General features: G+C 65.1%; 23 protein-coding genes and 1 pseudogene. 8 read left to right on the forward strand and 16 right to left on the reverse strand.

What is annotated here, in order from left to right:
• Positions 1 to 2 precede the first annotated feature (2 nt).
• The 5 genes from fliR to flgB all read right to left on the reverse strand — a co-directional run bounded on the left by fliR (position 3) and on the right by flgB (position 2,418).
• Positions 3 to 773 (reverse strand): flagellar biosynthetic protein FliR, encoded by a 771-nt coding sequence (gene fliR, locus AB7532_RS24130; protein WP_441237186.1) that lies wholly within the window; start codon positions 771 to 773, stop codon positions 3 to 5.
• 17 nt (positions 774 to 790) lie between these two features.
• Positions 791 to 1,054, reverse strand: coding sequence for a flagellar biosynthesis protein FliQ (gene fliQ / locus AB7532_RS24135; RefSeq protein ID WP_007612284.1), 264 nt, complete (start codon positions 1,052 to 1,054; stop codon positions 791 to 793).
• Between the two features lie 169 nt (positions 1,055 to 1,223).
• On the reverse strand, positions 1,224 to 1,550 hold the full coding sequence (gene fliE, locus AB7532_RS24140; protein ID WP_441237187.1) for a flagellar hook-basal body complex protein FliE: 327 nt from the start codon (positions 1,548 to 1,550) through the stop codon (positions 1,224 to 1,226).
• Positions 1,551 to 1,566: 16 nt separating this feature from the next.
• The gene (flgC, locus tag AB7532_RS24145) at positions 1,567 to 1,992 is read right to left on the reverse strand and encodes a flagellar basal body rod protein FlgC (RefSeq protein WP_441237188.1); all 426 of its coding nucleotides are present in this window, start codon (positions 1,990 to 1,992) and stop codon (positions 1,567 to 1,569) included.
• A 21-nt stretch (positions 1,993 to 2,013) separates the two neighbouring features.
• Positions 2,014 to 2,418, reverse strand: coding sequence for a flagellar basal body rod protein FlgB (gene flgB, locus AB7532_RS24150; protein WP_441237189.1), 405 nt, complete (start codon positions 2,416 to 2,418; stop codon positions 2,014 to 2,016).
• Positions 2,419 to 2,770: 352 nt separating this feature from the next.
• Between flgB and AB7532_RS24155 the strand changes: the two genes are divergently transcribed.
• Both AB7532_RS24155 and fliP read left to right on the forward strand, forming a co-directional pair.
• On the forward strand, positions 2,771 to 3,760 hold the full coding sequence (locus AB7532_RS24155; RefSeq protein ID WP_441237190.1) for a flagellar biosynthetic protein FliO: 990 nt from the start codon (positions 2,771 to 2,773) through the stop codon (positions 3,758 to 3,760).
• A complete protein-coding gene (gene fliP / locus AB7532_RS24160) occupies positions 3,757 to 4,536 on the forward strand; it encodes a flagellar type III secretion system pore protein FliP (RefSeq protein ID WP_441237191.1) in 780 nt (259 codons plus the stop codon). The genes AB7532_RS24155 and fliP overlap by 4 nt, the downstream gene beginning before the upstream one ends.
• Positions 4,537 to 4,702: 166 nt before the next feature.
• Here the strand turns inward: fliP and AB7532_RS24165 are convergent, their stop codons facing one another.
• From AB7532_RS24165 to fliL, 6 genes are all read right to left on the reverse strand, one after another.
• Positions 4,703 to 4,939, reverse strand: coding sequence for a hypothetical protein (locus AB7532_RS24165; protein ID WP_441237192.1), 237 nt, complete (start codon positions 4,937 to 4,939; stop codon positions 4,703 to 4,705).
• Positions 4,940 to 5,021: 82 nt separating this feature from the next.
• On the reverse strand, positions 5,022 to 8,789 hold the full coding sequence (locus AB7532_RS24170; protein ID WP_441237193.1) for a tetratricopeptide repeat protein: 3,768 nt from the start codon (positions 8,787 to 8,789) through the stop codon (positions 5,022 to 5,024).
• A gap of 102 nt (positions 8,790 to 8,891) precedes the next feature.
• Positions 8,892 to 9,653, reverse strand: a complete 762-nt coding sequence (locus AB7532_RS24175) for a MotE family protein (protein WP_441237194.1) — start codon at positions 9,651 to 9,653, stop codon at positions 8,892 to 8,894.
• Between the two features lie 9 nt (positions 9,654 to 9,662).
• Positions 9,663 to 10,109: a DUF6468 domain-containing protein gene (locus tag AB7532_RS24180; RefSeq protein WP_441237195.1), complete on the reverse strand. Its 447-nt coding sequence runs from the start codon at positions 10,107 to 10,109 to the stop codon at positions 9,663 to 9,665.
• Positions 10,106 to 11,308, reverse strand: a complete 1,203-nt coding sequence (gene fliM, locus AB7532_RS24185) for a flagellar motor switch protein FliM (protein ID WP_441237196.1) — start codon at positions 11,306 to 11,308, stop codon at positions 10,106 to 10,108. Before fliM ends, AB7532_RS24180 begins: the two co-directional genes overlap by 4 nt.
• Before the next feature lie 30 nt (positions 11,309 to 11,338).
• Positions 11,339 to 11,836: a flagellar basal body-associated protein FliL gene (fliL, locus tag AB7532_RS24190; protein WP_441237197.1), complete on the reverse strand. Its 498-nt coding sequence runs from the start codon at positions 11,834 to 11,836 to the stop codon at positions 11,339 to 11,341.
• Between the two features lie 380 nt (positions 11,837 to 12,216).
• Between fliL and flgF the strand changes: the two genes are divergently transcribed.
• From flgF to flgH, 4 genes are read left to right on the forward strand one after another with little or no spacing between them, the layout of a single operon-like run.
• The gene (flgF, locus tag AB7532_RS24195; RefSeq protein ID WP_441237198.1) at positions 12,217 to 12,978 is read left to right on the forward strand and encodes a flagellar basal-body rod protein FlgF; all 762 of its coding nucleotides are present in this window, start codon (positions 12,217 to 12,219) and stop codon (positions 12,976 to 12,978) included.
• A gap of 16 nt (positions 12,979 to 12,994) precedes the next feature.
• Positions 12,995 to 13,783, forward strand: coding sequence for a flagellar basal-body rod protein FlgG (gene flgG / locus AB7532_RS24200; protein ID WP_441237199.1), 789 nt, complete (start codon positions 12,995 to 12,997; stop codon positions 13,781 to 13,783).
• Between the two features lie 10 nt (positions 13,784 to 13,793).
• Positions 13,794 to 14,933, forward strand: coding sequence for a flagellar basal body P-ring formation chaperone FlgA (gene flgA, locus AB7532_RS24205; RefSeq protein ID WP_441237200.1), 1,140 nt, complete (start codon positions 13,794 to 13,796; stop codon positions 14,931 to 14,933).
• A gap of 3 nt (positions 14,934 to 14,936) precedes the next feature.
• A complete protein-coding gene (flgH, locus tag AB7532_RS24210) occupies positions 14,937 to 15,701 on the forward strand; it encodes a flagellar basal body L-ring protein FlgH (protein WP_441237201.1) in 765 nt (254 codons plus the stop codon).
• Positions 15,702 to 16,064: 363 nt separating this feature from the next.
• Here flgH and AB7532_RS24215 read toward each other — a convergent pair whose 3' ends face one another.
• Both AB7532_RS24215 and AB7532_RS24220 read right to left on the reverse strand, forming a co-directional pair.
• A complete protein-coding gene (locus AB7532_RS24215) occupies positions 16,065 to 16,844 on the reverse strand; it encodes a 2-keto-4-pentenoate hydratase (protein ID WP_441237202.1) in 780 nt (259 codons plus the stop codon).
• Positions 16,845 to 16,928: 84 nt separating this feature from the next.
• A pseudogene (locus tag AB7532_RS24220) lies at positions 16,929 to 17,956 on the reverse strand (SDR family oxidoreductase).
• A 91-nt stretch (positions 17,957 to 18,047) separates the two neighbouring features.
• On the opposite strand from AB7532_RS24220, the gene AB7532_RS24225 reads away from it, so the two are divergent.
• Positions 18,048 to 18,446: a winged helix-turn-helix transcriptional regulator gene (locus AB7532_RS24225; protein ID WP_441237203.1), complete on the forward strand. Its 399-nt coding sequence runs from the start codon at positions 18,048 to 18,050 to the stop codon at positions 18,444 to 18,446.
• Positions 18,447 to 18,728: 282 nt separating this feature from the next.
• Here the strand turns inward: AB7532_RS24225 and dksA are convergent, their stop codons facing one another.
• The gene (dksA, locus tag AB7532_RS24230) at positions 18,729 to 19,094 is read right to left on the reverse strand and encodes an RNA polymerase-binding protein DksA (RefSeq protein WP_008554760.1); all 366 of its coding nucleotides are present in this window, start codon (positions 19,092 to 19,094) and stop codon (positions 18,729 to 18,731) included.
• Between the two features lie 215 nt (positions 19,095 to 19,309).
• Positions 19,310 to 19,921, reverse strand: a complete 612-nt coding sequence (locus AB7532_RS24235) for an NAD(P)-dependent oxidoreductase (protein ID WP_441237204.1) — start codon at positions 19,919 to 19,921, stop codon at positions 19,310 to 19,312.
• A gap of 148 nt (positions 19,922 to 20,069) precedes the next feature.
• Between AB7532_RS24235 and AB7532_RS24240 the strand changes: the two genes are divergently transcribed.
• Positions 20,070 to 20,441: a winged helix-turn-helix transcriptional regulator gene (locus AB7532_RS24240; RefSeq protein WP_441237205.1), complete on the forward strand. Its 372-nt coding sequence runs from the start codon at positions 20,070 to 20,072 to the stop codon at positions 20,439 to 20,441.
• A gap of 161 nt (positions 20,442 to 20,602) precedes the next feature.
• Here the strand turns inward: AB7532_RS24240 and AB7532_RS24245 are convergent, their stop codons facing one another.
• Positions 20,603 to 21,016, reverse strand: coding sequence for a flagellar assembly protein FliX (locus AB7532_RS24245; RefSeq protein WP_441237206.1), 414 nt, complete (start codon positions 21,014 to 21,016; stop codon positions 20,603 to 20,605).
• Between the last annotated feature and the right edge of the window lie 275 nt (positions 21,017 to 21,291).

The following is a 21,291-nucleotide window of genomic DNA, read 5'->3' on the forward strand; positions in this document are numbered from 1 at the left end:
TCTTATTTCAACGGCATCATCTGGTGCATGACACCGACGAAGTAGTCGAGATAGGTGCCCATCATCGCGGTGAGCACCACGGCGAGCACCAGGAAGCCGGCGAAGATCGACAAAGGCACGCCGACGAAATAGACCTGCATTTGCGGCATCAGCCGCGCCAGCACCCCCAGCCCGATGTTGAAGACGAGACCAAACACCAGGAATGGCCCGGAAAGCTGCAGGCCGAGCAGGAACGCAGCGGAAAAAGCCCGCGTCGCAAGCGCAGCGACATCGCCGCTCGACACGGTCTCGCCGGGCGAAAAGATCCTGTAGCTGTCGTTCAGCGCCGAGATCACCAGGTGATGGCTGTCGGTGGCGAACAGCAGCGTCACGCCGAGCATGGTCAGGAAGTTGCCGACCAGCACGCCCTGCTGTCCCTGCGTCGGATCGACCGAGGTGACGAAGCCGAGCCCCATCTGCTGCGCGATCACGGCACCCGCGACCTGGAGCGCCGACAGCGTCACGCGGGCCGTTGCCCCCAGCACGATGCCGATCACGATCTCATGCAGCATCAGCACCAGCAGCGGCGCGAGCGAGCCCATGTCGACCTGATAGGCGTTGCGATGCAGCGGCAGGATGATCAGCGTGAGCAACAGCGCGATCGACAGCTTGATCCGTGTCGGAATGTTGGTCTCGCCGAGCCCCGGCAGCAGCATCACCATCGCGCCGACCCGGGCGAAGGCGAGCATGAAGGCCGCGGCAAGCGCCGGTAATAGCGAGACGTCGATGCGCATGACGGGCGCATTGTGCCTCAGCCGCCGATGATTCGCGACGATATCCGCAGCATGTGGGAATGCAGTGCGTCGGCCATGAACGGCAGCGCCAGCAGCATCGTGGCAAAAATGGCCAAAATCTTCGGCACGTAGATCAGCGTCTGTTCCTGGATCTGGGTCAGCGCCTGGAACAGCGACACCACGACGCCGACCACGAGGCCGACCACCATCAGCGGCGACGACACGATCACGATGGTCCAGATCGCATCACGCGCGACGTCGAGGGTTTCGGGTCCGGTCATTGCAGAATTCCTTGTTCAACTTTCATCCCCGCCGCTCCTGCGGGGAACGAACGCCTTCTCCCCCGTCATTGCGAGCGAAGCGAAGCAATCCAGACTGCCGCCTGCGGAAAGACTCTGGATTGTTTCGCTTCGCTCGCAATGACGATGGGGCGAGCGCCAGCGCCTAAAATCAGATCGGCATCTTCATGATGTCTTCATACGCCGCGATCACGCGGTCGCGGACCGAGACCAGCGTGGACACCGCGACGTCGGTGTCTGCCACCGCCGTCACCACGTCCATCACATTGGCCTTGCCGGCAGCCATCGCCACGGTCTGCGCGTCGGACTTGCGGCCGGATTCCATGACGCTGCCGACAGCGTCTTTCAGCATCGAGGCAAAGGATTGCCCGCCCGCTTCACTGCCCTTGCCGGCGCTGGCGCCGGCACCGGTGCCGCTGTTTTCCAGCACGCGGGCAAGGCTGGCATAGGCGTTGGCGGCGACTGTCGGTGATGCCATGGCTCAATTGTCCTGTTCAGCTCTTGAGGATGTCGAGCGTGCGCTGGATCATCCGGCGCGTCGCACTGATGATGTTGAGGTTGGCCTCGTAGGACCGCTGCGCATCGCGCATGTCGGTCATCTCGACCACCGAATTCACGTTGGGATATTTGACGTTGCCGGTCGCATCCGCGGCCGGATTGTTCGGCTCGTATTTGGTGCGGAAGCTGGATTGGTCGGGCTTGATCCGGCCGAGGGTGACGACCTGCGCATCGAGCGTACGGTCGAGCGCGGAGGAGAAGGTCGGCACCTTGCGCCGGTAGGGATCGCCGCCGGCGCTCTGCGAGGTCGAATCCGCGTTCGCGATGTTTTCCGAGATCACCCGCATGCGCCCGGCCTGCGCGCGCAGACCGGAGGTCGCAATCGCCATCGAGCGGGCAAAGTCGCTGCTGTCATTCGCCATGATGCGCTTCCTCCTCTAGCTCTAACCCTTGCCGATCGCGGTCTTGAGCAGATGCAGGCTCTTGGAATAGAGCGAGGTCGCCGCCGCATAGTCCATCTGGTTGCTGGCGGACTTCATCATCTCCTCTTCGAGATTGACGGCGTTGCCCGCAGGGCGGGTCTCGAAACCCGCATTCTTGTTCTGGTCGAAACTCGAGGCCGCGCCCGACGGCATCATGTGGGAGCCGCTGGTGCGGGTCATCGCCAGAGGCCCCATCGAGCCCGTGACGGCGCCAGCCTTGTCGAACTTCGGCTCGACCAGGTCGCGCGGCCGGAACTTGGGCGTGTCGGAATTGGAGACGTTCTCGGACAGGACGCGCTGGCGTTCCTGGTGCCACTGCATCTTGGTGCGAAGCGCCGACAGCACCGGCAGATCATTGATGGACATCGTTGCGGCTCCTTCCGCCTCTCCCCGGACCCGAGGTCCGAAGCTAGGCAGAATTTGCCGCGTGTATGGTTAACAGGTGGTTAAAGATACAGCGCGTGCATGTCACGAAGCGGGACACGCGTTTGCGACCCCGTGATTCTACGCCCCCGAAAGCGGCATTAACCCAACTGCTTGGCGGCCGATGCACAGGTCAAGAAGTCGTTTTGGATCGAGCGATTCATAGGTTATTAAGAGTTGGGGACGGCAAAACTTGCCGTGGGACGTTAAGAAATCGCAGTTTGGGGCATCCTACGCCGGTGGTTGGCGCGTCTGACCATGGGCACGAGAAGAGCGCCATTTGCCGGGGACAAGTATGCAAGGCAGCCCTATCACCTTCATCGTGGCGTTCATCGTCGTTCTGGCGTTGATCGGCGTCGCCGCATGGCTGGTTCGCCGATTCGCCACCAGCCGGCTCGGTGCCAACACCCAGCGCGGCCGGATGCCCCGGCTCGCCGTGATCGATGCCGCCGCGGTCGATGGACGGCGACGCCTGGTGCTGGTCCGGCGTGACAATGTCGAGCATCTCCTGATGATCGGCGGCCCCACCGACATCGTGGTCGAGCCGAATATCGTGCGCGCCGCGCCCGGTCGCGACCAGCTTCCGCAACGCTCCAATGCCGCCGAGCCGCCGCGTCTTGCCCCCATGCCGGATACCAGCAGCTGGGCCGACGAAGCCCCGCGACCCGAACTGCTCGATCATCCCGAGCCGCAAATGCCGGAACCGCCGCCGCGACCGGCGCGTCCCTCCTTCGCCGACGAAGTGCGCCGGCCTGCGCCCGCTTTGGCCGAACGCCGCAGCGAGCCGCCGCTGGCCGGCTTTCCGCCCGAACCGATCGCGCCGCGCCCCGAGCGCGAGTTGCGTCCCGAGCCGATGCCGCCGCGCGTTGCCCGCAACGAGCCCCCGCTGATGCCGCGTCCGCCACGCCAGAGCGAGCCGCCGGTGAAAGTGCCGCCGGTGCGCGCCGAGCGCGCGGCCGCACCGCCGCCGCCGCCTCCTCCACCCGTGCCGCAGGCTCCGCCCGTTCCGCCGCCGGCCCCTGCCGCAGCAGCGCCTTCGAGCGCCGAGCAGAACCTCGCCGAGATGGCGCAGCGGCTTGAAGCTGCGTTGCGCCGCCCGTCCGGCGAGACGCTCGCGCCTCCGGTGGCACCGGAGCCGCCCGCTCCGCCGCCGCCCCGTGCTGTCCGCAGCGAGCCGCCGGCACCACCGGCCCCGCCCGCAAAGCCGGTCGCGGAGAAGACCAGCTTTGAAAATCTCGAAGACGAGATGGCCTCGCTGCTTGGCCGTCCGAAGCCGTCTTCGTGAGGCTGCCGGCCCTCCCGCGTAGAGTTGTTCTTCTTTCTGTCCTGATCGCCGCAGCTTCGCTCGCGAGCCTTGTATTTGCGCCCGTTGCGCATGCGCAGGACATCAGCATCAATCTCGGCGGCGGCGGTGCTGGCGGTGGCGGCGTCACCGAGCGCGCGATCCAGATGATCGCGCTGCTCACGGTGCTGTCGATCGCACCGTCGATCCTGATCATGATGACGTCGTTCACGCGCATCGTGGTCGTGCTGTCGCTGCTGCGCACCGCGATGGGCACGGCGACCGCGCCGCCGAACTCGGTGATCATCGCGCTCGCGATGTTCCTCACCTTCTTCGTGATGGGACCGGTCCTGCAGAAATCCTACGACGACGGCATCCGCCCGCTCGTCGCCAACCAGCTCAGCGTCGAGGACGCGCTCCAGCGCGCCTCGGTTCCCTTGCGCGGCTTCATGCAGAAGAACGTGCGCGAGAAGGACCTCAAGCTGTTCCTCGATCTCTCCGGCGAGCCGCCGCCGGCCACCCCCGAAGACCTCGGCTTACGCATCCTGGTCCCCGCCTTCATGATCTCCGAGCTGAAGCGCGCGTTCGAGATCGGCTTCCTGTTATTCTTGCCCTTCCTGATCATCGACCTCGTCGTCGCCTCCGTGCTGATGTCGATGGGCATGATGATGCTGCCGCCGGCCACCATCTCGCTGCCGTTCAAGCTGATCTTCTTCGTGCTGGTCGACGGCTGGTCGCTGGTGGCGGGGAGCTTGGTGCAGAGCTACGGGGGCGGGTAGCCGCCGCGACTTCTGCTGTCATGCCCCGCGAAGGCGGGGCATCCAGTACGCCGCGGCTTCTCGATTCCATCACCGCCGTCTCTGGAATACTGGATCGCCCGATCAAGTCGGGCGATGACACCGTGTATGTCGCGCGTTCAATGTCGCGGCGTTCGAGGCTACGCCTCTACCCCTTCACGTCATACTGCTTGCTGAGATGATCGCCGATCTGCACCAGCATGGCGACGCTTTCCGGGAAGCCTGCCCGGTCCCGCGTCGCCTGGTCGGCATCGGCACGGAACTCCCAGCTGTCGCCATCGCGAACGATGGAGATGGCGAGGCTGTGCGGACCATCGACATGGGCCTTCAATTCGGCCCGCGCCATCGCGATGAGTTCGGCTTCGGTCTTGGCAGGCTTGCTCATTTCAACGCTCTCCCGGCATGAAGATGCTTCAGGTTGCCGCGTTGTGCAGCACCTGTCGAGAGGCCCAGAGGTAGCAGGGTTCCTAGCGCGTCATCTTGATCTGCCGCACGACGGGGATCGTGGGCAGCGAGCCGGTGTGGTCGGTCTCGTCCTTGGCCTGCGGCGAGGCCGGGGCGCGGGCGGTGGCGTCGGGGAAGCGCTGCTTCATCTCGCGGAGGAAGCCATCCAGCGTGTCGACGCTGGCGGCGAGCTTGGCGATCTCGGCGAATTCGGCGCTGGAGGACGCTGCCGGCTTGCTTGCGATGTCGAAAGCGACGCGGTCGGCACTCTCGCTCATCAACGGCGCATATTTCTCGCGGAAGCGCGACAGGCCGATCGAGTCGTCGGCGAGAGCATAACCGACGGCGGCGCGGATGATGTCGCTCTTCTCCACCGCGTTGAGCGGCTTGAAGTCGCGGAAACGGTCGCCGTAATAGAGCTCGATCTGTTCGGCGGCCTCGCGCCAGCGCCGCCCCGCCCAGAAGATGTCGGAGCGCAGACGTAGCACCTCGCGCCCGCCGACGTTGGAGACGATGTCGAGGGCGAGATCGTGACGGCCGACGTCGCTTTGCGCCCGCGCTTCCAGCAGCAGGCGCTGCTGCCTGAGCTCGCCGGAGAGATCGCTGATGCGGCTCGCGCGCAGCGCCGTGATCGCCTTGTCGGGCCTGCGGTTGGCGAGATAGATCATGGACAGGCGCGCGGCGACCTGGGCGCGCGCGGCACCTTCGAGACGGTGGTCAACCTGGTATTGCAGGAGTTCGGCGGCCTGGTCGAGCAGGTCGATCGAGGCGAGACGGTCAGCAAGACGCCGGATCAGTTCGTCGCCGCGGCGGCCGATCGGTGTCAGCTCGCGAAACTCGTAGAACAGCCCGAGCGACTCGACCACCGGCAGTTCGTCGCCCTTGGGGCCCAGGAAGATCTGCGTGAACAGGTCGGAGGCGAGGTCCTGCGCCTGGCGCGAGGCTTCGGCGTTCGGCTGGAGTCTGGTCGCGGTGCGGGCCGCCGTGAGCGCGTCGCGGTAGCGTCCGCTCTCGGCATACAGCTGCGACAGCATCTGGAGCGTCTTGACCTCGATCGAGTCGCCGCGCCAGGTCATCGACAGCGTCTCGAGATCGCGCAGCGCCTCTTCCTTGCTGATCTCGTCGCGCTTCTGCCGCAACGCAACCTCGAGCTGCTTGGCCTCGGCCGCAGCCGGCCGATCGCTCGACGCGACCGCCAACTTGTAGTCGTCGAGCGCGTCCTTGTCGTGGCCGAGCGCTTCGGCGAGCCGGCCGCGCAGCACGGCGAAGCCGGGCGCGGCTTCGGGCGAGATGCCGACCACTTCGATCTCGCCGCGGCGCTTGGAAGCGCCGGCATAGTCCTTCACCTCGAGCGAGGACCGCATCGCCTCCATCGTGACGATGCGCTGGATGTCGATCGGCAGCGAGGCGATGGCGAATTCGACGTTCTTGAACTTCTCGCGCGCATCCGCCCATTTGCCCTGGCGCGCATAGGCCAGCGCCTTCCAGAGCTGGGAATCGTGGCTGTTGCCGATCACGGGATTGGCGAGATCCTTCAGGCCCTGCGCCGGCCGGCCGATCAGGATGCTGGCGATCGCATGCATGATCAGCGCGCCGCTCTCCTCCTTGTTGAGGGGATCGCTCAACATCAGATCGGTGACGGACTTGGCTTCGTGATACATCGCGCGCGACATGTAGAACTGCGCGAGATCGAGCCGCGGCAGCGAGCGCTGCGCCGGATCGACCGCCGAGATCGCCGTCACCAGATTGCTCTGGCGGGTCCAGAAATCCTCCGACTGGCCCTTGCGCCAGCCCTCGGGGCTGAACACCGGCCGCACCGCGGTGGGCGCGCGCTCGGCCGAGATGTCGACCGGCGACAGTGTCAGTCCGCCCTTCTTGCCGAGAATGACCTTGTCGGAACCGACCTCGACACCGATCTCGTCGGAGTTCGGCCGGATCGCGATGCCGTGTGCGGATTCCAGCAGCGAGAGATCGACGAGGTCCTGCCGCTTGATGAAGCCGCGGACCGGCCGCTGCCCGGTGACGACATAGAGCGTGTCGCCGGCGTCGGGATCGGTCAGCTTGTGCAGAAGGCCGGGATTGGCGAAGGGGATCGCGATATTGGCGAGCGCGGGATCGGTGATGTTGCGCGACATCATCAACGGCAGCGGCGTCGCCTGGATCTTGTCGGCGAGCGTCAGGAGCCAGTTGGTCTCCTTGCCGACCTCCTCGCTCGTGAGCGAGTAGACCAGCGGCCGGGTGAGACGGATGCGCACCGCCTGCCCCTTGTCGAGCGGCATGCGGCCGACCTCGCCGATCATCGCGCCGCCCCTGGTGCGGATCGCCTCGACGTCGATCGGCTTCGGCGTGTCGAACACCAGCCACACCGTGTCGCCGCGACGAAACGCTGCCGCCGGCGTCGACACCTGAAGCGGGAACAGCACGCGCAAGCCGTCGCTGTCGCGGCGCGCATCGACGCTGGCAATGGCGGGCTGCGGCGCGGCCGGTGCTTCAGCAGGCGCGGCCTTGACCACCTCTTTCGGTGCGACCTTGACCGGCTCCTGCGCGGCTTCCTTCACAACGTCTTTGGGCGCCTCGACGATTGCAGGCGTCAGCGGCTTGACGGGAGCAACTGGCGCGGCGGCTTCGGCTGCGGGCGCGGCAGGCTTCTGCACGTCCTTGGGCGCTTCCGCCGCAGGCTTGGGAGCTTCGACCACAGGAACCGGCGCCGGCTTCGATGCTTCGACCGGCGGCATCGCAGCGGGAGCTTCGGTCTTGACCTCCGGCTTCACCTCGATCCTGGCTTCGCGCGCGATCGTCTCCGATGTCGGCGGCGCGATCTCGCGATGGACCTCCTTCGGCTTCTCTGCCGCCGGCTTCTCTGCCGCAGGTGCCGGGCCAGAACCAGCGGCGGGTTTGGCCTGCGCGATCACGGACTCGACCGTTGCGGCGGTCTTGCCCTTGTCGGGCTGGAAGGAGATGTCGACGACGTAATTCTTGTCGTCGCGGAACGAGTGCACGTCGGAATCGCCGATCAGCGCGATCTCGACACTGGTCTGGTCGATGTCGCCCTTCTGCTTGATCGAGGCGACGTTCGGGGGCGCGGCGACGACGGCATCCGCGAGATCGAAATTGAGGTTGGCGTTGAAGGCCAGCGTCAGCTTCTGCTCGTTGAGCACCGAGGACACACCGACACCGTCGGGCATCTCGAACACGAAACGCACGAAAGTCGGCTGCATCGACGCCCGGACGCGGATCTGCGGACGCTTTTTGCTCTCGGCCGCGGCGCGCTGGGCGCGAAGTGCGCGTTCGGCGACGCGCGCGCGCTCGGCGAGCTCCTTGACCACATCCATCGGCAGGCTCGGCGGCGGTCCCTTCCAGCCGTCCGGCAACAGGTCGATGAAGGTGCGCTCCCCGGCATTCATGGTGTTGACGGTGACGCGCCGCGCCAGTGAAAGCCGGATGGCGCCGCCGTCGGGATCGCGGCGGGCGGAATTGACGTAGTCGGGCGCCCCTTCCGGAACGCGGTCGACGGGAACGTCGACGGCCCGGTCGAAGCGGATGATCAGAATGGAGCCGGCCGTCGTCACCTCGGAGGGAACGTCCTCGCCGAGCTTGATCACCAGACGGGCAAAGCCGCCGCCGGCCGAGAAAGTCGCCTCGCCCCGGACCGCGTCGGCGGCATGGGCAGGCGCCGTGAAGCCGATCAGGAGGCAAGCCGCCAGCACCGGCGCCGCATGGACATGACGCGACAGCGCCCGCGCGAAAGCGCGGGCCCGCGACCACAATCCATCGGCAGCCTTCTGCGCCATTGGCAGCATATCTTCCGTTTCGACGGGCCACGCCGGCACTGGTGCCGGCCCCTGCCCTCGAATGTAGGTTTTGCCAATTAAGGACTTCTTAAGTATGAGCCCTCAATTCGGCTTTTGCGTCGGCTTGCCGTCGATCTTGGGCAGATCCCCGGCCGAGGCCGATTGATCGCCGCCGCCATTGGCCCGGCGGGCCATCTCGACGGTCAGCCGCTCGGCAGCCTCCGGCGACATCACGCCCATGATGTCCGACATCTTTCGCGGCGCGATCGCCGAGGCGATCTCGATCAGCACGCCCATCTCCAGCCGATCGAACACCCGCGCGGCGTCCTTGGGCTTCATGCCCTCATACATGGTCACGAGGCCCTTCATGCGCTGGGCTTCGGCGGCCTTCTGCTCGGCCTGGGTCGCGGAGATGCGGGACTCCACCGCCTTCATCTCCTCGACCTTGTTCTCGATGCGCTTCTCGGCCGACTTCAACAGGCTCTCGCGGATGTCGATCTCGCGCTGGCGCGACTCGATCTCCTGGCGGCGCGACTGCAAACGCTCCAGGATCGCGCGCTCCGAAGCCGATATCTGCGGCTGGGCCTCGTCGATCTTGACCACGGTGCCCTCGGGCTTGGTCTCGGGCGCGGCGGGCTTGGGCGCCTCCTTCGGCGCGCCATGGGTCGAGCCCGTGATGTCGGGGTCCTCGCGGGCGCCCGGAAAGTTCAGATTCTCCTGCGCCCAGGATTTCTTGACCTGGTTCGGCTTGTAGTCGAACACATAGCCGCCATTGATCACGAGGCCCACGACCTTGAGCGTGGCGAGGCCTGCGACGGCGACCAGGACGACGGGAATGACGCGGATGTTACGAAAGGATTTCATACCCTGACTTTATGCGGCAAGACCGTTGGATCGTCGGCGTTCGGAGAAGGCTTCGGCCGCGGCCGCCACTGCCTTCGCGGATGAAGGCCTGGCCGCCGGCGTCGCAACCGTCTCCGGGTTCGTCACGGGGCGCGCGGCGATCGCGATCTTGGACAGGCGCCGCACCACGTTGTCGGCTTCGCCGAGCTGCTTGTAGAGCTGGTCCGACATCTGCGTCGCCGCCGCAAGCTGGCTGCCGAGGTTCTCGTTGACGTCGCGCACAGCGAGCTTCAGCCCGCCGATCGCGCGCTCGGCGATCTCGGTTGCGGTGATCAGCTCGCCGATGACCGCCTTCAGCGAATGCTCGTCCGCCTTCAATCGCGTCAGCCGCTTGTTGAGCATGACACAATAGACGATGGTCAGCATCAGCAGGATAGCCACCAGCGTCTCGATCGCCATTCCCAGAGAGTGGTTCATGGGGACTCCATCATCTTGTTCTGCTCGTCAACCTTCTCGAACATCGCAAGTGTCGTACTTGGCTTGCGCAAGGGTTTCGTCACGCGGATTGCAACGCGGTCGCCGACCCGGCCCATGCGTCCCTCGGTCAGGGTGACGTCGCCGCAGCGCACGGTCACGTTGGCATCGGCGCGCATGTCGAGCGGCAGGGTGTCCCCGACCTTGAGCCGCATCAGCTGCTTGAGCGGGATGTCGGCCTCGTAGAGCACGGCATCGACCGCGATCTCGGCCTGGTTGATCTCGGTGGCGAAATGGCCTTCCCAGATCGTGTCACGGCCGAATTTTTCGCCCATGAACATCTGGAGCAGGACGCCCCGGATCGGTTCGATGGTCGCATAAGGCAGCAGCAGCTCGATATTGCCGCCGCGGTCTTCCATGTCGATGCGCAGGCGCACCAGGATCGCGGCGTTGGCAGGACGGCTGATCGCGGCGAAACGCGGATTGGTCTCGAGCCGGTCGATCGTGAAGGTCACCGGCGACAGCGGCCGGAACGCCTGCTCGGCGTCGACCAGCACCACCTCGACCAGCCGCTTGACCAGCTCGGTCTCGATGGTGGTGTAGGGCCGGCCCTCGATGCGAAGCTGGCTCGCGCCGCGACGGCCGCCGAGCAGCACGTCGATCATCGAGTAGATCAGGCTGGAGTCGACCACCGCCATGCCGAAGTTTTCCCACTCTTCGGCCTTGAACACCGAGAGCACGGCGGGCAGCGGGATCGAGTTCATGTAGTCGCCGAAACGCACCGAGGTGATGCGGTCGAGCGAAACTTCGACGTTGTCCGAGGTGAAATTGCGCAAAGACGTCGTCAGCAACCGCACCAGGCGGTCGAAGACGATTTCGAGCATCGGCAGACGCTCGTAGGAGACCATCGCCGAATCGATGATGGCGCGAATGCCGCTGTGGTCGTCGAGCGTGACGTCGCCGACGGTGAAGCCGAGGAGGTTGTCGATCTCCTCCTGCGACAGCACGCGCTCGCCGGAGTTCTTGCCGGCGCCGAGATCACGGCTGCCGTCCTCGACCATGGCCGCCCATTGCAGGGCCATGGTCTCCGATAATTCGTTTTCGGCAGCGGCCTTCGCCGCCTCCGCGGGATCCTCGGAATCGAGCGACGCCTCCCATTGGGCGGCAATCGCATCCTGGTCCATTTGCTCGTTGCCGGCCATGACGCTAGCCCGTACCCTTCCGCAGCGTCTTCACTGGATCACGACTTCCTTGAACAGCACCGCGCTGACCTGGATCGGAGAGACCGCCGCGTTGACGCGCTTGGTCAGCTCTTCCTTGAGGCGGAAAACGCCGGCGGAACCGTTGAGGTCGGAGGAGCGCAGTTCGCGCACATAGGTCTGGAAGATGTCGGTGATGCGCGGCATCGTCGGCTTGATCGCCTCGATCTGTTTCTCTTCCTTGAGCTCCAGGACGACCTTCAGCTTCAGATATTGCACGCGCTCGCCGGGCGCGCCGGCGAGGTTGACCATGATGTCGGGCACGTCGACAAAGGCCGGCGGCTTCGGCGGGGGCGCCACCTCGGCGTGATGCTCGTCGCCGCCGTGACGGAAGAAGAAGAACCAGGTCGCGGCGCCGCCGCCGAGCACGGCGAGCAGGCCGACGGCCATGATGATGAGCTTGAGCTTGTTCTTCGGCGGAGCGGCTTCCGCGCCTTCGGCGGCTGCGCCGCCTTCTTCATTCTCTGCCATGGTCGACGGGCCCGCTCATCTCATAAGGGTCGAAAGAGCGAAGCCTTCTGGCAGACAATGACGCGATACAAATGCCCCAGCGCAATGCGCTCCTCTTGCACGCAAACGCTACGGTAATAATGGTTAACGGTTTCTTTCGATTGGGCTCTCACTAGGAAAATTCTGCCGGGCAAACATGGCTAACAGACCCTTTCTGCCGCCTCCCCGCACCCGCCAAAAATCGACAAGATATTGAAATTACACAATTTTCAGAGTTGGCACGGCTTTCGCTGAGAGAGCACCGAGACCGAACGGTTTGGGAGAACCCGACAGTCTCGTTCACGGGTCGGCCAAGGCGCTTGGGAGAGCGAGGTGGCAGGCTCACTCAGGGGAGATTTCCGATGCAGAACGCGCTTCTGATCGGCTTGTCACGGCAGATGACGTTGGAACGGCAGATGGATGTCATCGCCAACAACGTCGCCAATGCCAACACCAACGGCTTCAAGGCCGACCATTCGCTGTTCGAGGAATATCTCAACTCGAACGCGCGTGAGGACAATTTCATCGCGTCCGACCGCCGGGTCTCCTATGTGCAGGACCGCGGCACCTTCCGCGACGTCGGCCCGGGGCCGATGGAGATGACCAAGAACCCGCTCGACATGGCCATCACCGGCGACGCCTATTTCGCGGTGCAGGCCAACGGCGGCGAGCGCTACACCCGCGACGGCAAATTCTCGCTCAACAGCACCGGTCAGCTCGTCAACTCCGACGGCAACCTCGTGCTCGGCACCGGCGGCCCGATCACCTTCCAGCCGACCGACCACGACATCAACGTCGCCCCCGACGGCACCGTCACGGTGCTCGAGGGCACCGCCCGAACCGACTCGATCCGCGGCAAGATCCGCATGGTGTCGTTCGACGATCCGGCCAAGCTGACCAAGCTCGGCGCCAATCTTTATGCCGCCGGCTCCGCCAATCAGCAGCCCGCCACCAAGTCGACCGTGCAGCAGGGCTACGTCGAGAAGTCGAACGTGAACTCGGTCGGCGAGATGAGCCGCATGGTCGAAGTCATGCGCAGCTACACCGCCATCGCCAATCTGCTCCAGCAGCAGAGTGACATGCACAAATCGGCGATCGAGAAGCTCGCCGACGTTCCGTCCTGATTGAAGGAAAACTGACATGCAGGCGCTTCACACCGCAGCGACCGGAATGGCGGCACAGGAACTCAACGTTCAGGTGATCTCCAACAACATCGCGAACCTCCGCACCACCGGCTTCAAGAAGCAGACCGCGTCGTTCCAGGACCTGATCTACGAGCACGTCCGCCGCGTCGGCGCACAGGCTTCGGACCAGGGCACCATCCTGCCGGTCGGCGTCGACATCGGCGGCGGCGTCAAGACCGTGGGCACGCCGCGCAGCATGACCCAGGGCACGCTGTCGCAGACCGGCAACGATCTCGACCTCGCGATATCAGGCGAAGGCTTCTTCAAGATCCTGATGCCCGACGGCACCTATCAATACACCCGCGACGGCACCTTCCAGATGGACAATCAGGGCCGCGTCGTCACCGCGCAGGGCAACCCCGTGCAGCCGACCATGACCATCCCGAACAATGCCTCGGGCATCAGCGTCAGCGAGCAGGGCCAGGTCTCGGTGACGCTGCCGGGCTCATCGACCTCGACCATCGTCGGCCAGCTCGGCGTCACCCGCTTTATCAACAAGGCGGGCCTTCAGCCGGTCGGCAGCAACCAGTTCACCGAAACGCCCTCCTCCGGCGCGCCGCAGGACGGCACTGCGAATGCCGAAGGCTACGGCAAGATCACGCAGGGCAGCCTGGAGCAGGCCAATGTCGACGTCGTCTCGGAGATGAGCGACCTGATCGCCGCGCAGCGCGCCTACGAGATGAACGCCAAGGTGATCAGCGCCGCCGACCAGATGATGCAATCGACGACGGCGCTGTTCCGCTGAGGTGATGACGATGATCCGCACCACATTCGCCACGATCTGCGCCCTGCTCGCGCTGGCGCTGCCCGCGCAGGCCGCCGACGACGTCATCGCGGCGCCGACGCTGCGCGCCAGCGTCACCGTCACCTCGGACGTGGTGCGGATCGGCGATCTCATCGACAATGCCGGGTCGGCCGCGCTGATCCCGGTCTATCGCTCGCCGGATCTCGGCACCACCGGCGCGCTGCCGGTCGCGCAGGTCCTCTCGGCGCTGCGCGCAAAACAGGTGATCGGCGTGATGACCGGCGACCTCAAGGAGGTCCAGGTCACCCGCCTCGCCCGCACGCTCGCCAACAAGGACCTTGAAACCGCAGTCGCCTCGGCGCTCGAGCGCCGCTTCGGCCTTGGCGACTCCGCCAACCTCACCGTCACCCTGGACCGCGGCGTCGCCGAGATGCGGCTGGACGCCTCCAACACCGGTGCGCTCCAGCCAGTCGCAACCCGCTACGACGCGCGCAGCGGCCGCTTCGACCTGACCTTCGAGATCAACAACGACAATCATCCGACGCCGACCAAGCTGCGCTTCACCGGCACCGCGATCGAGACGGTGGAAGTCGTCGTGCTGACGCGCGACATCGACCGCGTCGACCTCCTGAAATCCTCCGACATCGCGCTCGAGCGCCGGCCGAAGGCCGAGATCACCGGCGAACCCGCCTCGCGCGACCGCACCGTCGGCATGCAGCTGCGCCGGCCGATGCGCGCGGGGACACCGATCCGCGTCGCCGACATCGTCAAGCCCGACTTCGTGACCCGCGACCAGAGCGTCACCGTCATCTACCAGGTCCCCGGAATCTACCTCACCACGCGCGGCAAGGCGCTCGAAAACGGCGCCGAGGGCGACACCGTGAGCGTCCTCAACCTCCAGACCAAGCGCACGCTGGCAGGCGTCGTCACCGCCCGTGGCCAGATCACGGTGCAGGGCGCCAGCCAGTCCACGCCGATGCCGGCTGCGGTCGAGCAGACCTCGTCGCTCAAGCGCGACGAAGCGCCCGCTCCCGTCAACACCGATGCCCTCGTCCGTAGCCTGGTCCAGGCCCCCGCGTCGCCGGCTCAGGTCGCACAAGTCCAGATCCCGCAAACTCGCGTTTCGCAAGCTCCAGCCAAGTCAGAGTAAGTCATGTTCAGTTTCAGTTCGGCTTCCCGTCTTCGTCGCATCGCGATCTCCGCCCTGCTGCTGGCCTCTTGCGCGCTGGGCGGCTGCTCCTCGATCGACCGCCTGTCGCAGATCGGCGAGCAACCGAAACTGTCGGCGATCGACAATCCGACGACGCAGCCCGGCTACAAGCCGGTACAGATGCCGATGCCGAAGCCGGAAGTCGCCTCCTACAATCCGAACTCGTTGTGGCGCAACGGCAGCCGCGCCTTCTTCAAGGACCAGCGCGCGACCCATGTCGGCGACCTCCTCACCGTGACCGTGAACATCACCGACAAGGCCAACATCGCCAACGAGACCCAGCGCAGCCGCACCAATTCGGAAGATTCCGGCATTACCGATTTCATCGGCGCCAAGACGCTCGGCGCGCAGGCGCAGAAGGTGCTGCCCGGCCGCATCCTCACCGCCGATTCCAGCGCTTCAAGCGACGGCAAGGGCTCGGTCAACCGCACGGAAGCCTTGCAGACCAACGTCGCCGCCGTCGTCACCCAGGTGCTGCCGAACGGCAATTTGGTGGTCGAAGGCAAGCAGGAAATCCGCGTCAATTACGAGATCCGCGAGCTCATCGTCGCCGGCATCGTTCGCCCCGAGGACATCCAGAGCGACAACACCATCGATTCCACCAAGATCGCGCAGGCCCGCATCGCTTACGGCGGCCGCGGCCAGATCACGGATGTGCAGCAGCCGCGCTACGGCCAGCAAGTCATGGACGTGCTGCTGCCCTTCTAAGCCTCTCCCGAGCTCCCACATCGTGTTCGCGAACCTAGGCGCGAACGACGATGTACTACGCGGCCCTCGCTAGCTCCCCTGGCGAGGGCCGCATGTATTTTGTGATGGCGTTGCTCCACACTCCGTCATTGCGAGCGTAGCGAAGCAATCCAGAATCCCTCTGCGGAAAGACTCTGGATTGCTTCGTCGCAAGGGCTCCTCGCAATGACGAGCTTGGCCGCGCGTCATCTGCTCTCTCGACTGTCATCGCCCGCGGAGGCGGGCGATCCAGTATTCCGAGACGTCAGTGATGAACCGAAAGGCCTCGGAGTACTGGATTCCCCGCCTTCGCGGGGAATGACGATGGAGAGTGCCGAAGCATCCTCACGTAAACTCCGCCTCCACCACGCCCAGCCCATCCAGCTCCATCCGCACCTTGTCGCCGGCTTTCAGCCACAGCGTCTTCACCAGGCTTCCCGTCAACACGAGCTGACCCGCATGCAGCCCCTTGCCGTCGGCGGCGAGATGGTTGGCGAGCCAGGCGAGGGCGTTGTGGGGATGGCCGAGCACGTCGGCGCCGGTGCCGTGGCTGACCTCTTCACCATTGACGATGGCGCGGCCCTTGACCGACTTCAGGTCCGGCACCGACGAGCGCGGCACCCTCTCGCCCAGCACGCAGCCGGCGGCGAAGAAATCGTCGGCGATCAGCGTCGGCGCGCCCATCGTCTCCCACTTCACATAGCGGTCGTCGACGATCTCGATCGCGGGATGATAGGCCTCGACGGCCTCGCCGACCCATTCGGCCGTGAACGGCGCCTCGCCGGCGGCGAGGTCGCGCTTCAATCGCACCGCGATCTCGCATTCGACGCCGACGCGGACATATTTGGCGGCGGCAAGCTTCACGCCGCTGTCGTGCACGCCCTTCTCGAACACGCCGCCGGCGCAGGGATGGGGGATGCCGATGTAATCCTGCATCACCTGGCTGGTGCAACCGATCTTGTAGCCGACCAGCGGTCCGGCGTGCGGCAGCAGCAGATCGTGGAGCGCGCGCTGGACCTGATAGCCGTCGGCCTCGTCCACAGGCGGACGTTCCAGCGCGGCCAACGGCGCATGGTTGCGGCGCGCCAGTGCGATCGCCTTCGCGGCTGCGAGAATATTGTCCATCGGCGCCGCCTCCTACGCATCACAATCGAGGGCGGCACTTCAGCATCCCAGCCGGGGCGTGACAAGCGCGGGTGGCGCGCGCCCTCAGCCCTTGACGAGACCAAGCCGGATCAGGCTTTCGGCGGTGGACAAGATCGCCTCGTCGTTGGAGCGGGCCTGCCAGGCGAGCAGGGACTTCGCCTTGGCGCTGGTGGAATGCCTGACTTTCCGAGCATCGGCACCACCGCACGCAGCAAGGGAATCCGGTTCGCGGCCAGCCGCACCACCCAGTCCGGGGCCTGGAGTCGCGGAACCCGGCGCGCCCGCGGTCCGAGTTCCCGCCGCAGCACCTTGGCGATGTCGAGGATCGACATCGTCTCGCCGGAGACGGCGATGAAGCGCTCGCCCCTGGCCTCCGGCGCCGTCATTGCCCGCAGGTGCAGATCGGCCACGTCGCGCACGTCGACAACACCGAAATAGACTCGCGGCACCGCCGGCATCGCGCCATCGAGCAGCGATTTGACGATCTCGATCGAGCCGGAGAAGTCTGGCCCCAGCACGGGACCGAAAATGCCGGCGGGATTGACGACCGACAGCTCGAGCCCGCCGCCCTCGTGCGCGACGAAGTCCCAGGCGGCCCGCTCGGCCAGCGTCTTGGATTTGATGTAGGGCTGCACGTCGGCGCCACCGAGATGGGTCCAGTCGGTCTCGTCGAACGGCTTTTTGCGCGGCGCATGGCCATAGCCGATCGCGCCCAGCGAGGACGTGATGACGACGCGCCTGACGCCGGCCTCGCGCGCAGCGCGCAGCACCCGCAACGTGCCGTCGCGGGCCGGGATGATCATCTCGTTCTCGTCCTTGGGCACGCTGGTCGACAGGGGCGAAGCGACATGGAGCACGTAGTCGCAACCCGTAACCGCCTCGTGCCAGCCCTCGTCCGCGGTGAGATCGGCGGTGAAGAAGGTCAGGCTGTCAGGCGAAGCCGCCCCGCCCTCGCGCAGCATCGCCAGCACATCGGCCTGCCGGTCCGGCCGGCGCACCGTCGTCCGCACGTCATGGCCCGCCGCCATCAGTTGCAGGAGGACATGGATGCCGACGAAGCCCGACCCGCCGGTGACCAGAACAGTGCTCATTGCCGAAATCCCCTCGTTGCACAGGTCCACGAATTGGGTCCGCCCTGCTCAAGGCCGCATCTGGTCACTATCTCCAGGGGGAACAAGTAGAATGGATTCCGAGACCGGTATGGAAAACCTGACCAGCGTTTGCGACGGCGACTGCGATTGCAGCCCCGACCCTGCCCTCCTCGCCGACTTCAAGCGCGCCATCCATGCGCTCGGCGGCAAGTGGAAACTGGAGATCCTGTTCGCGCTGATGAACGGCGCGGTTCGTTTCGGCGCATTGCGGCGATCGATCGGCCGCATCACCCAGCACATGCTGACCACGCAGCTGCGCGAGCTCGAGCAGGATGGCCTCGTGTCGCGCACCGTCTTCGCGGAGAGGCCGTTGCGGGTCGAGTACGAACTGACCGATGCGGCCTACGGCCTGTTGCCGGCGTTTAAGGAAATATTGAGCTGGTCCAGGCTTTATGGGGATGCGCGCCTCGTGGCGTCGCCTGAAGCCTGATTGCAGCGATGTGTGAAGCTGGTGGATCGGCCTCTCAGCATCCGAGCCGATCTCGTTGATGCGACTCGAAAAATCAACCGCACCTGAAGTGAAGGCTGTTTCTCATCCGAACTCACGTGAGCTCGGAGGAATGGACTCTAGCCCATTGATCGCGATTCACTTTTCGCGATTGCGCTCGCACGCCGAGACGCGTGGCGGCAAGCGACAGGCAAAACGCCGATCATGGCGCGAAACGGCGCCTTGATCCCAAAAACAAAGAGCCGCATCGCTGCGGCTCGGACTCTATTCGTCGCGGTAGACCTTCTCGCGTTTCTCGTGGCGCTCCTGCGCTTCCACCGAGAGCGTCGCGATGGGCCGGGCTTCGAGCCGCTTCAACGAGATCGGCTCGCCGGTGTCCTCGCAATAGCCGTAGGTGTTGTCCTCGATCCGCTGGAGCGCGGCGTCGATCTTGGCGATCAACTTGCGCTGGCGGTCGCGGGCACGGAGTTCGATGGCGCGGTCGGTTTCGGACGATGCCCGATCGGCAAGATCGGGGTGGTTCACATTCTCCTCCTGCAAGGCTTGCAGGGTGAGCTTGGACTCTTTGAGTATCTCATCCTTCCAGGCAAGGAGCTTCAACCGGAAGTACTCCTTCTGCCGGTCGTTCATGAAAGGCTCTTTTTCGGTCGGTCGGTAGTTTTTCAACTTTTCCAAGGGCGGCCTATCTGTCTAAGCAACGACTCGCACACGGAACGAGGTCCGCTGAGCGGGGCCTTATATAGCGGCCTCCCGTGACAGACAATATTTCCCTGATCGCCCGATCGGTGCCCCCAAGCCCTTGCACAGGAAGGTTTATCCTGGAGGGCCCGGGGGCGGCCGAAGGCCTAGTAACCGACCGTGAAACGCTGCCTCGAATGGGCCGGTTTCTCGATCTCATCGGCCAGCGCGATGGCGTAGTCGGCGAAGCTGATCCAGCTTTTCCCGCTCGCATCTGCGAGAAGCTGGTCGGTCCCGAGCCGGAACCTGGCCGTCCGCTCCCCCTCAATGAACAGGGCCGATGGCGAGATGAAGGTCCAGTTCAGCTCCTTTTCCTGCCTCAGCAGATCGAGAAAGGCCCCGCCGGCCTCGGCCTCGGCCTTGTATTGGGCCGGAAACCCCGGGGTTGTGACCAGTTTGACGCCCGGCGCGACTTCCAGACTGCCGGCCCCGCCGACCACGAGGTAACGGCCGACGCCGGATGCCTTCGCCGCGCCGATCAGCTTGAGCGGATCGCTGGTAAGAAAATGCACGGAACTCACGGCGACGTCGTGCCCTGCCCACAGCTTGGCGAGACCTGCCTGGTCGAGCACGTCTCCCTTGGTGGGCGTGACGTTCGACAGGGCTGCGATCTTCTCGGGGTTCCGGGCGATCGCCGTGACGGCATGGCCGCGACGGGACAGCTCCTTGGTGATCTCCGACCCGGCCCGGCCCGAGGCGCCAGCGACTGCGATTTTCATGAAAGGCTCCTTTGCTTCTTTGGTAACTAACAGTAACTAGATATCGCAAAGAATGCTGGTGTTAAGAGAGCACTTTGTGCTTACCTGATTACGCTGGAGTAACCCGCGCATTTTTCGCGCGACCGACTGCGATCCTGAGGACCCGACGATGAAGCCAGACGTCTATGCAGCGAACTGCCCCACGCGCCAGATCCTCGACCGCGTCGGCGACAAATGGGCGGTGCTGATCCTGCTGCTGCTGCGCGAGGAGCCTATGCGCTTCAATCAGTTGCGCCGCACGATTGAAGGCATTTCGCAGAAGATGTTGAGCCAGGTTCTCAAGTCGCTCGAACGCGACGGATTGATCAAGCGTCACGCCATCGCAACCGTGCCGGTGACGGTGGAATATTCGATCACGCCACTCGGTGTAACGCTCGCCGGCGCGGTCGATCCCCTGCGCGACTGGGCCGAGCAGAATCTGAAAGACGTGCTCGCGGCCCAGCGCCGCTATGACGCGCAGCGGGAGGAGGAAGCGGCGTGAATGGCAGCGTCTGGAGCGAGCTGTTCGCGCGCCGTCTCAAACTCCGCTGTCATGCCCCGGCTTGACCGGGGCATCCAGTACGCCGCGGCTTCTCGATTCAAAACGACTGTCTCTGGAATACTGGCTCGCCCGGTCAAGCCGGGCGACGACAACCCGCCCGACTAAGCCTGCCCGGCCTTGGCCAGCTCGACCTCGACGCGCAGCTCGATCTCCGAGAGCACGGAATCAAGACCGGGATCGCCCGAGGACGATTTCAGGTTCGCAGCCGCATCGCGCAGCCGCAGCACGGTCGACGCGTCGAGATTGCCGGCGAGAAGCCCCATCTTGAGATCGTCGAGCACGTCCAGCGCGGTCTTGCCACGGGCGACCGAGCGTTTGCGACGTTCGACCGGATCCTCCTCGATGCCTTGCAGCGCGAGCAGTCCATCGAGGCTGGCGGCGGCCTTCGGTGCCGCAGCGCTCCGTGTTTCCTGCGCTGACGAGCTATCCGGCAGCACGAAGGTGCCGGAGCCCGTCCGCCTGGCCTGGCTGGCCGGCGTTCCAAGCGTGGTGCCGTTCGGTCCGTAGATGCGCATCGCGGGAATCCGGGTGATCGATGCGCCACATTCGCCGTTTTATGGTTAACGGGGCGTAAACAGCCCGGCAAAATCTGCCGACAGGCGGCAGTTTCGCTCCTCAGGGAGAACACCGGCTGACACCGGTCGAAACAGATTTATTCAACCTATTCAACTGACTACCCCCGCCGCCCCGCGTTGGCACAGCGCTCGCAAGGACAGCGTCGGACCAGCTCGACATGGGAGTGTCGGGATTGGTCCGAGATTTGAGGAGGCTTCTCGGAAAGCCTTGGGGA

The sequence above is a fragment of the Bradyrhizobium sp. 930_D9_N1_4 genome, from assembly GCF_052076015.1.
Lineage (GTDB): Bacteria > Pseudomonadota > Alphaproteobacteria > Rhizobiales > Xanthobacteraceae > Bradyrhizobium.